Here is a 13,025-nt window from a genome sequence, read left to right on the forward strand (position 1 = left end):
GGAGGGCCTTGTTGATGCGGGCCTTTCGATGGGACGGCGGAGCCCGCCCCACCCCCTCCGGTCATCGCCCGGCTTGACCGGGCGACCCAGTATTCCAGAGCGCGCGCGATCAGCATTAGCGCTCTGGAATACTGGACCCTCCGCTTTCGCGGAGGGTGACGGCGGGGGATGGAGTCGCGGGTCAAGCCCGCGTATGACGGCGAATATTGGCGATCCGCTCCGAGTCCGATCTTCCCATGTCCAACCTCCGCATGTCCGACCTCATCATTCGCCCGACCACCGCCGCCGACCTCCCCGCCATCACCGCCATCTACGACGAAGCCGTCCGCACCAGCACCGCGACCTTCGAGCTGATCCCGCCGGACCTCGCCGAGATGACGCGGCGGTTCGAGACGCTGACCGGGGGCGGGTTTCCGTATCTGGTGGCGGTGCTGGGCAGCGCGGTCTGCGGCTATGCCTATGCGGGGCCGTACCGGCCGCGGCCGGCCTATCGGTTCACGGTCGAGAACTCGGTGTATCTGGCGTCCGCAGCGCAGCGCCGCGGCGTCGGCACCGCGCTGCTGAACGAGCTGATCGCGCAGTGCGAGGCGCGCGGCTTCCGCCAGATGATCGCGGTGATCGGCGATTCCGCCAATGCCGGCTCGGTCGGGCTGCACCGCAAGACCGGCTTCGAGCTGATCGGCGTGCACCGCAATGTCGGCCTCAAATTCGGCCGCTGGCTCGACACCGTGATGATGCAGCGCGCGCTGGGCGACGGCGGGGAGAGCGTGCCGGAGCAGAGCGGAGTTTAGATCTCCGCATAGCGCCATTCTCAGCCGTCACCCTCCGCGAAAGCGGAGGGCCCAGTATCCCAGAGCGTCAGTGAGTCACACACACGGGATACTGGGTCGCCCGGTCGAGCCGGGCGATGACTTCACTGCGTGGGGCGCGGCCTCGCGAAACCGTTCGCGCTTTCCGATCAAGCTTGCCGATCACACCAGCGCCAGCTTCCTGTCGATCACCAGCAGCACGCGCTCGAGTTCGTGGCCGCGGCGGAGGATTTGGCCGCTGGCGCCGACCACGCTGTAGGCGCCCTGCTTGCGGGCCAGCCGCGGGTCCTTGACGATGCGATAGATCGGAACCTCGGAGGCGCGACGGAACACCGAGAACACCGCCTGGTCCTTGAGGAAGTCGATGGCGTAGTCACGCCATTCGCCGTCCGCCACCATCCGGCCGTAGAGATTGAGGATGCGATTGAGTTCAAGGCGATTGAACGTCACCCTCGGCTGCAACGGAGCGACGCCCTGGCGCTCCGCCGCGCGGCTGTCGCTGGGATCGGCCTCCTCGGAATACAAGCTCATCGGCGCCTCCTGTCACTGGGGTGACATGATTGCGCCGACCCGGGTGCACCGCAAGGGGACTTAAGGCCGGAGGCGGCCGGGCGTCGCAGAGCAGACCGGCCGGAAACACTGCCTCACACGTTCGTTAGGACGAATCTTATTACCGCCCGATTTTCGCCAAGCGATAGCCCGCAGCGCCTGCGATCTTATGATCACTGCGTTGGCTCGGTCTCTTCGGCTTCGGATTCCTCAGCCCCCAGCCCCCCGAGGCGGTCGAGACCGGGCCTGCGCAGCAGCTAAATCCCCCGACTGGGCCAACGCGAGTTGGTCCTTTTTGTTTTTGGGGTGCAGCATTCCGGCGGGCTGCGCGCAGCAGCAGCCCGGCCCTTCGTATCACTCCGCCGTCAGTGTAATGAGGTGAAGGCCGCGCCGAGCATCGCTCCGGGCCGCTCGCGGCTGCCGTCCTGAACATAGACCGCCGCGGCGTCGATGCCCTCATGGGCGATGTTTTCCAGCGGCACCGACCAGCTGCCGGCGCTGCCGGTCCAGTCGCCGACCTTGAGCAGATTGCGCACGACGTTGTGATAGGTGATCTCGCGGCCGCGGTTCTCGCCGCGCGCGATCGCGATCGGCACCGCCTTCGACACGGCGCAGATCCACACCTCACCCTGCCGGGCGGCGGCATCGGCCGGCGCCGCGGCGACCGAGACCTTGATCTCCTTGCCGTTCACCGCCATCGCCACCGGCACCGTCATGGTCCCGCTGCTTTTGTCGGCGCGCTTGATGGCGTCCTCGATGCCGGCGCGATTGCTGCCGACCAGATGCGCCGCGCCGTTGACCACCACCTGCGGGGTGTAGACGTCGCGGTCGCCGCGCATCTGCGAATAGGCTTTCTGACGCGCGCTGAAGCGGGCGTCCGCCAGCGTATCCTTCCAGCCCAGATAGTCCCAGTAATCGATCGGCAGGCTCAGCGCGATCACCGACGGATCCTTGGCGAGATCGCCGATGATGCGGTCCGCCGGCGGACAGGACGAGCAGCCCTGCGACGTGAACAGCTCGACCACGGCGCGCGCACCGGCCGCCGCGGACGCATGCGTCGTCGCGATCAGGGCGCACACACCAAGGGCGCCGGACCATCGCGAAAAGCCAGGAAATCGGATCATCGTCGCCTTTGCCGGGAGCAGGCGACGGCTGTGCGCCGCCGCTCGGGAGTGCCTTGAAAACGAAAAGGCGGCCCTTTGCATAGGCCGCCTTCCGTTCACCTGCCACTCACTTCGCAGTGAGGCTTTTGTGCAACTTTCGTGGTGCGCGCGCCTCAGGCAGCGAGCTTGCGCAGCACGTAGTGCAGGATGCCGCCGTTACGATAGTACTCCAGCTCGTCGAGCGTATCGATGCGGCAGAGCAGCGGCACGCGCGTCACCTTGCCGGCCGACGACTTGATCTCCGCCTCGAGCATCTGCCGCGGCTTGAGATCGCCCTGCAGACCCTTGATGGTGACGGTCTCGTCGCCCTTGAGGCCGAGCGACGACCACGAGGTGCCGTCTTCGAAGGTCAGCGGCAGCACGCCCATGCCGACCAGGTTCGAACGATGGATACGCTCGAAGCTCTGGCAGACCACGGCGCGGACGCCGAGCAGGCGGGTGCCCTTGGCGGCCCAGTCACGCGACGAACCGTTGCCGTATTCGGCGCCGGCGAACACCACCAGCGGCACCTTCTCCTGCTGATACTTCATGGCGGCGTCGTAGATCGACATCTGCTCGCCGTCCGGCCAGTGCTTGGTGAGACCGCCTTCCGGAATATTGCCGTCGGCGCCCTTCAGCATGTGGTTCTTGATGCGGATGTTGGCGAAGGTGCCGCGCATCATGACTTCGTGGTTACCACGGCGGGTGCCGTACTGGTTGAAGTCGGCCGGGCGCACCTGGTGCTCCGACAGATACTTGCCGGCCGGCGAGGTCAGCTTGATCGAGCCGGCGGGCGAGATGTGGTCGGTGGTGATCTTGTCGCCGAACAGCGCCAGGATGCGGGCGTCGACGACGTCGACGATCGGCTCCGGCTGCATCTTCATGCCTTCGAAATACGGCGGGTTCTGCACGTAAGTGGAGCTCATGTTCCACTTGTAGGTCTCGCTGTCGACGGTCTTGATCTTGCGCCAGTTGGTGTCGCCCTTGAACACGTCGGCGTAGCGCGTCTTGAACACCTTGGAGGTCACGTACTTCTTGACGAAGGCGTTGATCTCCTTGGTGGTCGGCCAAATGTCCTTGAGGTAGACCGGCTGGCCGTCCTTGCCGGTGCCGATCGGCTCGACCGACAGGTTCTTGGTGACGCTGCCGGCGAGCGCATAGGCGACCACCAGCGGCGGCGACGCCAGGTAGTTGGCCTGCACGTCCGGCGAGACGCGGCCTTCGAAGTTGCGGTTGCCCGACAGCACGGCGGCGGCGACGATGCCGTTGTCGTTGATCGACTTCGAGATCTCCTCCGGCAGCGGGCCGGAGTTGCCGATGCAGGTGGTGCAGCCGAAGCCGACCAGGTTGAAGCCGACCTTGTCGAGGTCCTTCTGCAGGCCCGAATTCGCCAGATATTCGGCGACGACCTGCGAGCCCGGGGCCAGCGAGGTCTTCACCCACGGCGCGGGCTTGAGGCCCTTGGCGACGGCGTTCCGCGCCAAGAGGCCGGCGCCGACCAGCACGCTCGGGTTCGAGGTGTTGGTGCAGGAGGTGATGGCGGCGATCACCACGTCGCCATGGCCGAGGTCGAAGTTCTTGCCTTCGACCTTGTAGCGCGTGCCGTCCAGCGCCTTCTTGTATTCGGTCTCCATCGCGGCGGCAAAGCCTTCAGACACCGACGACAGCGCGATGCGGCCCTCGGGGCGCTTCGGGCCGGCCATCGACGGCTCGACCTTGGCGAGGTCCAGCGTCAGCGTCACGGTGAACACCGGATCCGGCGACGCCGAGGTGCGGAACAGGCCCTGCGCCTTGGCGTACTTCTCGACCAGCGCGACGCGCGCCGAGGCGCGGCCGGAGGTCTTCAGATAGTCCAGCGCTTCGGTGTCGACCGGGAAGAAGCCGCAGGTCGCGCCGTATTCGGGCGCCATGTTGGCGATCGTCGCCTTGTCGGCGACCGAGAGGTGATCGAGGCCGGGGCCGAAGAACTCGACGAACTTGCCGACCACGCCCTGCTTGCGCAGCATCTGGGTGACGGTGAGCACCAGGTCGGTGGCGGTGACGCCTTCCTTCAGCGCGCCCTTGAGCTTGAAGCCGACGACTTCGGGCAGCAGCATCGACAGCGGCTGGCCGAGCATCGCGGCTTCCGCCTCGATGCCGCCGACGCCCCAGCCGAGCACCGCGAGGCCGTTGACCATGGTGGTGTGCGAGTCGGTGCCGACCAGCGAATCCGGATAGGCGACTTCGAACGTGCCTTTCGTCCGGCCGATCGTCATCTTCTGCTTCTTGGTCCAGACCGTCTGGGCCAGATATTCGAGATTGACCTGGTGGCAGATGCCGGTGCCGGGCGGCACCACCGAGAAGTTCGAGAACGCCTTCTGGCCCCACTTCAGGAACTCGTAGCGCTCCTGGTTCTGCTTGTATTCCTCGGCGACGTTCTTGCCGAACGCCTTGTTGTCACCGAAGAAGTTGACGATCACCGAGTGGTCGATGACGAGATCGACCGGCACCAGCGGGTTGATCTTCTCGGCGTCGCCGCCGAGCGCCTGCATGGCGTTGCGCATCGCCGCCAGATCGACCACCGCGGGAACGCCGGTGAAGTCCTGCATCAGCACGCGCGCCGGGCGGAAGGCGATTTCGTGCTCGAGCTTCTTCTTCCGCATCCACTTGGCGACCGCCATGATGTCGGCCTTCTTGACGGTGCGGTCGTCCTCGTTACGCAGCAGATTCTCCAGCAGCACCTTCATCGAATACGGCAGGCGGGAGATGCCTTTCAGGCCGTTCTTCTCGGCGGTGGGCAGGCTGTAATAGACGTAGGATTTGCTGCCGACCTTGAGGATCTTCCGGCATTTGAAGCTGTCGAGCGAGGTCATGTAAGGCGGTCCCAGGATTTATCGTTGTCGATGGGCAGGCGGTGGCCGGCGAATGGAGAAGCCGTGCGGCTTGCAGGCGCCGAGAGTGTGCTGCATCAAGTTCCGGCTTATAGAACCTTTCCAGATGCGCCGCCAGTTCGACAATGACTAGCGGCGGCATCGTTTATGAGCAAGACGAAGTCGGCGCGGGAACGGGAATAGGCAATCAAGAATGCGGCTGCGTGGACTGGGCCTGCGATGTATCCGAGGCGGCCGCGAGGTATTCGACGGACTGGGTTTCGAGGTCGCGGGTGGCGAGGCGCTGGCGCTCGTGGGACACAACGGCGCGGGCAAGACCTCGCTGCTGCGGCTGATCGCCGGTCTGCTGCAGCCGGCCGCTGGTAGCATCACGCTGGACGGCGGCGAGGCCGACACGCCGGTCGCCGAACAGGCGCATTATCTCGGCCACCGCGACGCGCTGAAACCGTCGCTCAGCGTTACGGAAAATCTGTCGTTCTGGCGCGAGTTCCTCGGCGGCGAGACCACCGACCTCGCCGACGCGATCGCCGCGGTCGGCCTTGCGCACGCCGCCGAGCTGCCGGCCGCGTATCTGTCCGCCGGCCAGCGGCGCCGACTGTCGATCGCCCGCCTGCTGGTGGTGCGCCGACCGATCTGGCTGCTGGACGAGCCGACCTCCGCGCTCGACGTGAAAGGGCAGGAGCTGTTCGTGCAGCTGATGCAGCATCACCTCGCCGGCGGCGGAATGATCGTCGCAGCGACGCATCTGCCGCTCGGGATCGACGCGCGTGAGATGCGGATCGGGGGGAAGGCATGAGCGGGGGTGAGCTGGTGATGAGCTGGTCTGCTGCTGCGGCTTTGCTATCGCCGACGCCGTGCCCGGGGACCCCCACCCCCGACCCCTCCCCGCAAGGGGGAGGGGGGACGAGGCGCCGTGCCAGGTTGCTGGCTGGCAACTCTCACTTCTTGCTCTCTCGTAGCTCCGACTTCGTCGAGCGCTCCACGGACTGCACCTCCCCGTCCACTTCTCTGGCGGCCCCTAGGCTCCCCTCCCCCTTGCGGGGAGGGGTCGGGGGTGGGGGGGCCGCGAGGCGTGACGCCCATGCAGACCCACTCGCCACCTCGCTCTTCGCAGGAGCCCCCCGATGACCGCCCTCATGGCCATCATTCGTCGCGATATCGCGATCGCCCTGCGGGTCGGGGGTGGGGCGCTGATCGGGGTGCTGTTCTTTCTCACCGTTGTGGTGCTGATGCCGTTTGCGGTCGGGCCGGATCTGCAGTTGTTGCAGCGGCTCGGGCCGGCGATCCTGTGGCTGGGGGCGCTGCTCGCCAGCCTGCTGACCCTCGACCGGCTGTTCACGGCCGATGCCGAGGACGGCTCACTCGATCTGATCGCAATGAGCCGCACGCCGCTGGAGCTGACCTGCGCCGCCAAGGCGTTGGCGCATTGGCTGGCGGCCGGGTTGCCGCTGATCGTCGCGACGCCGGTGTTGGGGCTGCTGCTGAATCTGGACGGCGCGGCTTCGCTCGCCGTGATGGCGACGCTCTTGGCCGGCACGCCGGCGCTGACCTTCACCGGCATGATCGGCGCGGCGCTGGCCGTGACGCTGCGGCGCGGCGGGCTGCTGCTCGCCGTGCTGGTGCTGCCGCTGGCGATCCCGGTGTTGATCTTCGGCGTCGCCGCTTCGCAGGCCGCAATCGTCGGGCCGGTGCCGTTCGGCACCCCGTTCTCGATCCTGTGCGCGATCTCGCTGATGAGCCTGGTGATCGGCCCGTTCGCCGCCGCCGCCAGCCTGCGGCAGGGATTGGATTAGCCCTCTTTGAGCTGGAACCGGTCCGGGATGCCGATGTTAATCTTGCTGAAGAATGAAATCAGGCTTATTCTTTCTTCAGCAAGAGGAGCGCAAAATGGTCGCTGCCCTGAAGAACCAGTCCCCGGCCGCCCTCGATAAAGGGCAGGTCCTCACCAAGGCTACCCTCAAGGCGGCCGAGCGGCTCGGCCTGTCGCAGAAGGTGCTGAGCAACGTCATCGGCCTGTCGGAGTCGGTGGTGTCGCGGATGAAGAGCGGCGACTACGTGCTCGACGGCGGCAAGGCTTACGAACTCGCCGCTTTGTTCGTCCGGCTGTACCGCTCGCTCGATGCCATCGTGGCCGGCGACGAGACTGCGGCGCGCGCATGGATCAAGAGTGACAACCTCGCGCTGCGCGGCACGCCGATCGAACTGATCCAGAAAATTCCGGGGCTGTTTCATGTCGTCCAGTACCTGGATACGCGACGCGCTCCGGTCTGAGTCGGCGCGGCTGTCGGGACGGTTCTGGCGCATCGTCGAGGCGCAGCACCAATCGGCGACGATGAAGCTGACCGACTCGCTCGAGGAGCAGGCGCTGCTGGAAGACATCATCGAGGACACCAAGCCGCCGGTGCCGCCGGATTGCGAGGGGCTCGACTTCCTGCTGATGACGCCGTTCCGCTACAGCGCGACGAACCCATGGGGTTCGCGGTTTCGGCGGCCCGGCGCCGAAACCGGCGTGTTCTACGCCGCCGCGCAGCCCTCGACCGCGATCGCCGAGGCGGTGTTTCATCGCCTGCGCTTCTTCGCCGAATCGCCCGCCACGCCGTGGCCGCAGAACCCGGCCGAATACACCGCCTTCGCGGTCGAACTCGGCTCGGAGCGCGTGCTCGATCTCACCATACGGCCGCCTGACGACATCGCCGCGATCATGAACGCGCAGGACTACGCCGCCGGGCAGGCGTTCAGCGAAGCGGCGCGCGCCGCCGGTGCGGAGATCATCCTGTACCCGTCGGTACGCGACCCGCAGCGCGGCGCCAATGTGGCGGTGCTGTCGCCGCGCGCGTTCCGCAGCAAAGCGCCGGTCGAGCGCCAGAGCTGGCGCATCCACCTCGACCGCAACGGCGCGCGCGCATTCTGCGAAGCGCCGCGCGGCTCGCTGGCCTTCGGCCGCAGCGCGTTCGATGCCGATCCGCGCATGCAGGGATACGTCTGGGACCGCTGAGGCGCGATCGCGACCCGGCCGCAGCTCCGGTTTGCCCCGGATGCCGCCGCCAGCCCGCAGCGGCTAACTTGCTGCACCGCAAGAACGATCACCCGTCGCGTTGCTCCCGATCAACTCCGCAACAGCTTCCACGCGGCGTCATTGCCTGCGGCCCTCAGCCCCGATATCAGGAACGCCATGACGCTGACCGAACTCGCCAATCCGACCCGGTTCCTGTCGCTCGCGGGGCGTGTGCTGCCGTGGCTGGCCGGGCTGACGGTGCTGCTGCTCGGCATCGGCCTGACGCAATCGATGCTGGCGCCGGACGATTACCAGCAGGGCGCCACCGTCAAGATCATGTTCGTGCACGTGCCGAACGCCTGGCTGGCGATGTTCGTCTGGGGGGTGATGAGCGTCGCTTCGCTCGGCACGCTGGTGTGGCGGCATCCGCTCGCCGACGTCGCCGCCAAGACCGCCGCGCCGATCGGCGCCGCCTTCACGTTCCTGGCGCTGCTGACCGGCTCGCTGTGGGGCCGGCCGATGTGGGGCACCTATTGGGAATGGGACGCGCGGCTGACCTCGATGCTGATCCTGTTCCTGATGTATCTCGGCCTGATCGCGCTGTGGCGCTCGGTCGACGATCCGTCGCGCGCGGCGCGCGCCGCCGCGGTGCTGACGCTGGTCGGCGCCATCAACCTGCCGATCATCAAGTTCTCGGTCGACTGGTGGAATACGCTGCACCAGCCCGCCTCGGTGATGCGGATGGGCGGCCCCGCACTCGACAAATCCTTCCTGATCCCGCTGCTGGTGATGGCGATCGGCTTCTCGCTGCTGTTCGTCACTTTGCATGTGGCGGCGATGCGCAACGAGATCCTGCGCCGCCGTGTCCGCTCGCTGCAGATGATGCAGGCCAGCTGGGCCGAGGCGGCGTGATGTTCGGTCGGTACGCCGAGTTCATCGTCTCGTCTTACGCCGCCACCGCGCTGGTTGTGCTGCTGCTGATCGGCTGGGTGGTGATCGATTATCGCCGGCAGAAAGCGCGGCTGCGCGACCTCGAGGCGCGCGGCGCGACGCGGCGCTCCGGCCGCAGCGCCACGGACATGTCATGAGCACGCCCCTCACCGACTCCGCGTCGCCGAAGCGCCGCTCCTGGCTGGTGGCGCTGCCGCTCTTGGTATTTGCCGGGCTGGCGGTGCTGTTCTGGTTCAGGCTCGGCGACCGCGACATCGCGCGCATTCCGTCGGCGCTGATCGGCCGCGAGGCGCCGCAGACCGTGCTGCCGCCGCTCGAAGAATTGGCCCGCGACGGCGCGGCGGTGCCGGGCATCGCGCCGGCGACGTTCGCCGGCAAGGTCAGCGTCGTCAATGTCTGGGCGTCGTGGTGCGTGCCGTGCCACGACGAAGCGCCGCTACTGACGGCGCTCGGCGACGACAAGCGCATCCAGATCGTCGGCATCAACTACAAGGACAAGCCCGACAACGCCCGCCGCTTCCTCGGCCGCTACGGCAACCCGTTCGCCGCCGTCGGCGTCGACGCCAACGGCCGCGCCGCGATCGACTGGGGCGTCTACGGCGTGCCGGAGACCTTCGTGGTCGGCCGCGACGGCAAGATCGCCTACAAGCTGGTCGGCCCGATCACCCCGGACAATCTCGACAAGGTACTGAAGCCCGAGATCGAGAAGGCCCTGGCGAAGTCCTAACTGGCGTTCATCCGCACCCCCTCCCCAACCGCAGCGAGCCCCCTCTCCCGCTCGCGGGAGAGGGCTGGGGTGAGGGCGCCCCGAGCACTGACTCAGCGACGCGTTGATAGGAGTGCCCTCACCCGGATCGCTACGCGATCCGACCTATCCCGCAAGGGAGAGGTTGCGCCGTGCCGCGCCGACAACTCACGCCCGAGAAATAATTAGCAACGTTTATCAGCGGTTCATTTGGCGGCCTTGGACCCGCCATGAATCGGCGGCTAGCTTGGTTCCGTGACTAACAACGTCCTTGGAGGACACCCCGATGCGTACTTTGAAGTTGCGCCACCTCGCCCTTGCCCCGCTTGCCGCCGCGCTCGCCTTCGGCCTGCTCACCAGCGCCCCGGTAATGGCGCAGGGCACCCAGACCGCGCCGTCCGGCACCATGGCGCCGCCGCCGAAAGCCGATACCAAGATGGCGCCGGCCCCCAAGGCCGAGACCAAGATGGCACCGGCCAAGGCGGAGAAGACCGAACTCTTGGACATCAATTCGGCCACCGCCGAACAGCTCGACGCGCTCCCCGGCGTCGGCAAGGCCTACTCGGCCGCGATCATCAAGGGCCGCCCCTACAAGGGCAAGGACGAGCTGGTGCAGAAGAAGATCGTGCCGCAGAAGACCTACGACGGCATCAAGGACAAGATCATCGCCAAGCAGAAGTAAGCGATGCGGTGCCGGGGCGCCTGCCCCGAAGTAACACGTCATGCCCGGGCTTGACCCGGGCATCCATCGCCTGAAGAGGATGGATTGCCGGGTCAAGCCCGGCAATGACGGCTGGAGATAGTGGCGAAGCCGTTGACCCAACCCGGCCGTCATTGCGAGGAGCGTAGCGACGAAGCAATCCAGCGCCGTGCACTGCGCTTCTGGATTGCTTCGCTTCGCTCGCAATGACGGGGAGAGGGAATCGCGATCAGCGCCCCGACACGTCGCCTTCATCCGCCGCGCTCTTGTCGAGCGAGGTCGGTTCCGCGGCGTAGCGTTTGGCGAGCGGCATCTGCAGCATGGCGAACGCCATGGTGAGCGGGATCATGCCGAACACCTTGAACGACACCCAGAACTCGGTCGACTGCGTCCGCCACACCACCTCGTTCAGCACCGCCATCGCGGCGAAGAACAGCGCCCAGCGCAGCGTCAGCTTGCGCCAGCCTTCGGGCGTCAGGTTGAACACCTGATCGAACAGGATGGCGATGAAGCTGCGGCCGAACAGCAGCCCGCCGCCCAGCACCCCGGCGAACAGCGCGTACACGATGGTCGGCTTCATCTTGATGAAGGTCTCGTCGTGCAGCACCAGGGTCAGCGTGCCGAACACCAGCACCACCACGGCGGTGACGATCGCCATGATCGGCACGTGCCTGGTCACCACATAGGACGCGATGATGGCGACGATCACCGCCACCATGAAGGCGCCGGTGGCGGCGAACAGGTTGAACTTGGCGTTGACGAAGAAGAACACCAGCAGCGGGCCGAGCTCGGTGGCGAGCTTGAACAGCGGGTGCGGCTGCTTCTTGTCGATCAATTGGTCGCTCATGCGGCCTCCGTACCGGCGATCGCCTTGGCGAAATCGCGCGCCGTGAACGGCGCCAGATCGTCGACGCCTTCGCCGACGCCGACGAAATGCACCGGCAGTTTATGCTTCTCGGCGATTGCGACCAGGATGCCGCCGCGCGCGGTGCCGTCGAGCTTGGTCATCACCAGCCCTGTTACGCCTGCCGTCTTGGTGAAGGCCTCGACCTGCGACAGCGCGTTCTGGCCGACGGTGGCGTCGAGCACCAGCAGCACGGCGTGCGGCGCCGTCGCGTCGACCTTCTTGATGACGCGCACGACCTTGCCGAGTTCGTTCATCAGCTCGGCGCGGTTCTGCAACCGGCCGGCGGTGTCGATCAGCAGCACGTCGCGGCCCTGCTCCTTGGCGGCGGTCAGCGCGTTGAACGCGAGGCCTGCCGAGTCCGAGCCCTGCGCCCCGGCGATCACCGGCGTATTGGTGCGATCGCCCCAGACCTTGAGCTGCTCGATCGCGGCGGCCCGAAATGTGTCGCCGGCCGCCATCATGACGCTGCGGCCTTCCGCCGCGAACCGCGCCGACAGCTTGCCGATGGTGGTGGTCTTGCCGGAGCCGTTGACGCCGACCACCAGCACCACGAACGGCTTGTGGGCCGTGTCGATGGTGAGGGGCCTCGCCACCGGCGCCAGCACCTTCTCGACCTCGGCGGCGACGATCTCTTTCACATCGCTGGCCGCGATCATCTTGTCGTAGCGGCCCTCGCCGACCGCCGCGGCGATCCGTCCCGCCACCTCGGTGCCGAGATCGGCGCGCAGCAGCACGTCCTCGATCTCTTCGAGCATCGCCCGGTCGAGCTTGCGCTTGGAGATCAGGTCGGTGAGCGCCGTGCCGATCTGGCTCGACGTCCGCTTCAGTCCGCTGGACAGCCGCCGCCACCAGCTGGTTTTGCCGTTTTCCGTGTCACTCATCAGGGCGCTGTGTTAGCCGTTTCGGACCATGAACGAAAGCCACGCAGATCAATTCGACGTGCCGGAACTGACCCCGGACGAGATCCAGGCGCGGGTGCTGCACCGTGACGGGCTGATGCTGGTGATCGACAAGCCGCCCGGCCTGCCGGTGCATCGCGGACCGAAGGGCGGCCCCAACCTCGAAGCCTCGTTCGACGCGCTGCGCTTCGGCCTGCCGCGGCCGCCGGTGCTGGCGCATCGGCTCGACCGCGACACTTCCGGCTGCCTGGTGCTCGGCCGCCACCGCAAGGCCACCGCCACGCTCGGCCTGCTGTTCAAGCACAGCAAGATTTCCAAGACCTATTGGGCGATCGTCGAGGGCGGCCCGGTCGAGGACCAAGGCGAAATCGACCTGCCGATCGCCCGCCTCAACGCCGAACGCGGCTGGTGGCAGAAGGTCGATCCGTCGGGCCTGCCATCGCTGACGAAATGGCGGG

At 66.8% G+C, this 13,025-nt stretch carries 15 protein-coding genes; 10 read left to right on the forward strand and 5 right to left on the reverse strand.

Annotated features, from left to right (window positions below):
• Positions 1 to 251 precede the first annotated feature (251 nt).
• Entirely contained in the window at positions 252 to 791 is a 540-nt protein-coding gene (locus IP86_RS24025) for a GNAT family N-acetyltransferase (protein ID WP_054164971.1), read from the forward strand.
• A gap of 180 nt (positions 792 to 971) precedes the next feature.
• Here IP86_RS24025 and IP86_RS24030 read toward each other — a convergent pair whose 3' ends face one another.
• The 3 genes from IP86_RS24030 to acnA all read right to left on the reverse strand — a co-directional run bounded on the left by IP86_RS24030 (position 972) and on the right by acnA (position 5,352).
• The gene (locus tag IP86_RS24030) at positions 972 to 1,340 is read right to left on the reverse strand and encodes a DUF2794 domain-containing protein (protein ID WP_054164960.1); all 369 of its coding nucleotides are present in this window, start codon (positions 1,338 to 1,340) and stop codon (positions 972 to 974) included.
• Between the two features lie 383 nt (positions 1,341 to 1,723).
• A complete protein-coding gene (locus tag IP86_RS24035; RefSeq protein WP_054164961.1) occupies positions 1,724 to 2,482 on the reverse strand; it encodes a DUF1223 domain-containing protein in 759 nt (252 codons plus the stop codon).
• A gap of 152 nt (positions 2,483 to 2,634) precedes the next feature.
• Positions 2,635 to 5,352 carry an aconitate hydratase AcnA gene (acnA, locus tag IP86_RS24040; protein ID WP_054164962.1) on the reverse strand — a complete coding sequence of 906 codons (2,718 nt, stop codon included), beginning with the start codon at positions 5,350 to 5,352 and terminating at the stop codon, positions 2,635 to 2,637.
• Positions 5,353 to 5,563: 211 nt separating this feature from the next.
• On the opposite strand from acnA, the gene ccmA reads away from it, so the two are divergent.
• From ccmA to IP86_RS24080, 8 genes are all read left to right on the forward strand, one after another.
• Entirely contained in the window at positions 5,564 to 6,166 is a 603-nt protein-coding gene (gene ccmA, locus IP86_RS24045; RefSeq protein ID WP_054164963.1) for a heme ABC exporter ATP-binding protein CcmA, read from the forward strand.
• A gap of 328 nt (positions 6,167 to 6,494) precedes the next feature.
• Complete coding sequence (ccmB, locus tag IP86_RS24050) at positions 6,495 to 7,163, forward strand: heme exporter protein CcmB (RefSeq protein ID WP_054164964.1); 669 nt, start codon at positions 6,495 to 6,497, stop codon at positions 7,161 to 7,163.
• Positions 7,164 to 7,257: 94 nt separating this feature from the next.
• A complete protein-coding gene (locus IP86_RS24055) occupies positions 7,258 to 7,641 on the forward strand; it encodes an antitoxin Xre/MbcA/ParS toxin-binding domain-containing protein (protein WP_054164965.1) in 384 nt (127 codons plus the stop codon).
• On the forward strand, positions 7,601 to 8,365 hold the full coding sequence (locus tag IP86_RS24060) for an RES family NAD+ phosphorylase (RefSeq protein ID WP_054164966.1): 765 nt from the start codon (positions 7,601 to 7,603) through the stop codon (positions 8,363 to 8,365). The genes IP86_RS24055 and IP86_RS24060 overlap by 41 nt, the downstream gene beginning before the upstream one ends.
• A 177-nt stretch (positions 8,366 to 8,542) precedes the next feature.
• Entirely contained in the window at positions 8,543 to 9,277 is a 735-nt protein-coding gene (locus IP86_RS24065; RefSeq protein WP_054164967.1) for a heme ABC transporter permease, read from the forward strand.
• Positions 9,277 to 9,453: a heme exporter protein CcmD gene (gene ccmD, locus IP86_RS24070; RefSeq protein ID WP_054164968.1), complete on the forward strand. Its 177-nt coding sequence runs from the start codon at positions 9,277 to 9,279 to the stop codon at positions 9,451 to 9,453. The genes IP86_RS24065 and ccmD overlap by 1 nt, the downstream gene beginning before the upstream one ends.
• Complete coding sequence (locus tag IP86_RS24075) at positions 9,450 to 10,043, forward strand: DsbE family thiol:disulfide interchange protein (protein WP_054164969.1); 594 nt, start codon at positions 9,450 to 9,452, stop codon at positions 10,041 to 10,043. The genes ccmD and IP86_RS24075 overlap by 4 nt, the downstream gene beginning before the upstream one ends.
• A 304-nt stretch (positions 10,044 to 10,347) precedes the next feature.
• A complete protein-coding gene (locus IP86_RS24080; RefSeq protein ID WP_197279975.1) occupies positions 10,348 to 10,743 on the forward strand; it encodes a ComEA family DNA-binding protein in 396 nt (131 codons plus the stop codon).
• Between the two features lie 247 nt (positions 10,744 to 10,990).
• Here the strand turns inward: IP86_RS24080 and IP86_RS24085 are convergent, their stop codons facing one another.
• Together IP86_RS24085 and ftsY are read right to left on the reverse strand one after the other, a co-directional pair.
• Positions 10,991 to 11,593 (reverse strand): septation protein A, encoded by a 603-nt coding sequence (locus tag IP86_RS24085; protein ID WP_054164973.1) that lies wholly within the window; start codon positions 11,591 to 11,593, stop codon positions 10,991 to 10,993.
• An 11-nt stretch (positions 11,594 to 11,604) separates the two neighbouring features.
• Positions 11,605 to 12,549, reverse strand: coding sequence for a signal recognition particle-docking protein FtsY (gene ftsY / locus IP86_RS24090; RefSeq protein ID WP_054164970.1), 945 nt, complete (start codon positions 12,547 to 12,549; stop codon positions 11,605 to 11,607).
• Between the two features lie 28 nt (positions 12,550 to 12,577).
• Here ftsY and IP86_RS24095 point away from each other — a divergent pair.
• On the forward strand, positions 12,578 to 13,025 hold a 448-nt coding region (locus tag IP86_RS24095), incomplete at its 3' end, for a pseudouridine synthase (protein WP_197279977.1).

The sequence above is a fragment of the Rhodopseudomonas sp. AAP120 genome, from assembly GCF_001295845.1.
In the GTDB taxonomy this organism is placed as follows: domain Bacteria; phylum Pseudomonadota; class Alphaproteobacteria; order Rhizobiales; family Xanthobacteraceae; genus Rhodopseudomonas.

What these genes read in the sequence shown, in the direction of transcription:
- IP86_RS24060 (WP_054164966.1), top strand. Translation starts at nt 7,601, where the DNA reads ATGTCGTCCAGTACCTGGATACGCGACGCGCTCCGGTCTGAGTCGGCG.
- IP86_RS24030 (WP_054164960.1), bottom strand. Translation starts at nt 1,340, where the DNA reads ATGAGCTTGTATTCCGAGGAGGCCGATCCCAGCGACAGCCGCGCGGCG.
- IP86_RS24055 (WP_054164965.1), top strand. Translation starts at nt 7,258, where the DNA reads ATGGTCGCTGCCCTGAAGAACCAGTCCCCGGCCGCCCTCGATAAAGGG.
- IP86_RS24080 (WP_197279975.1), top strand. Translation starts at nt 10,348, where the DNA reads ATGCGTACTTTGAAGTTGCGCCACCTCGCCCTTGCCCCGCTTGCCGCC.
- IP86_RS24065 (WP_054164967.1), top strand. Translation starts at nt 8,543, where the DNA reads ATGACGCTGACCGAACTCGCCAATCCGACCCGGTTCCTGTCGCTCGCG.
- IP86_RS24025 (WP_054164971.1), top strand. Translation starts at nt 252, where the DNA reads ATGTCCGACCTCATCATTCGCCCGACCACCGCCGCCGACCTCCCCGCC.
- ccmB (WP_054164964.1), top strand. Translation starts at nt 6,495, where the DNA reads ATGACCGCCCTCATGGCCATCATTCGTCGCGATATCGCGATCGCCCTG.
- ccmD (WP_054164968.1), top strand. Translation starts at nt 9,277, where the DNA reads ATGTTCGGTCGGTACGCCGAGTTCATCGTCTCGTCTTACGCCGCCACC.
- ccmA (WP_054164963.1), top strand. Translation starts at nt 5,564, where the DNA reads ATGCGGCTGCGTGGACTGGGCCTGCGATGTATCCGAGGCGGCCGCGAG.
- IP86_RS24075 (WP_054164969.1), top strand. Translation starts at nt 9,450, where the DNA reads ATGAGCACGCCCCTCACCGACTCCGCGTCGCCGAAGCGCCGCTCCTGG.
- IP86_RS24035 (WP_054164961.1), bottom strand. Translation starts at nt 2,482, where the DNA reads ATGATCCGATTTCCTGGCTTTTCGCGATGGTCCGGCGCCCTTGGTGTG.
- ftsY (WP_054164970.1), bottom strand. Translation starts at nt 12,549, where the DNA reads ATGAGTGACACGGAAAACGGCAAAACCAGCTGGTGGCGGCGGCTGTCC.
- acnA (WP_054164962.1), bottom strand. Translation starts at nt 5,352, where the DNA reads ATGACCTCGCTCGACAGCTTCAAATGCCGGAAGATCCTCAAGGTCGGC.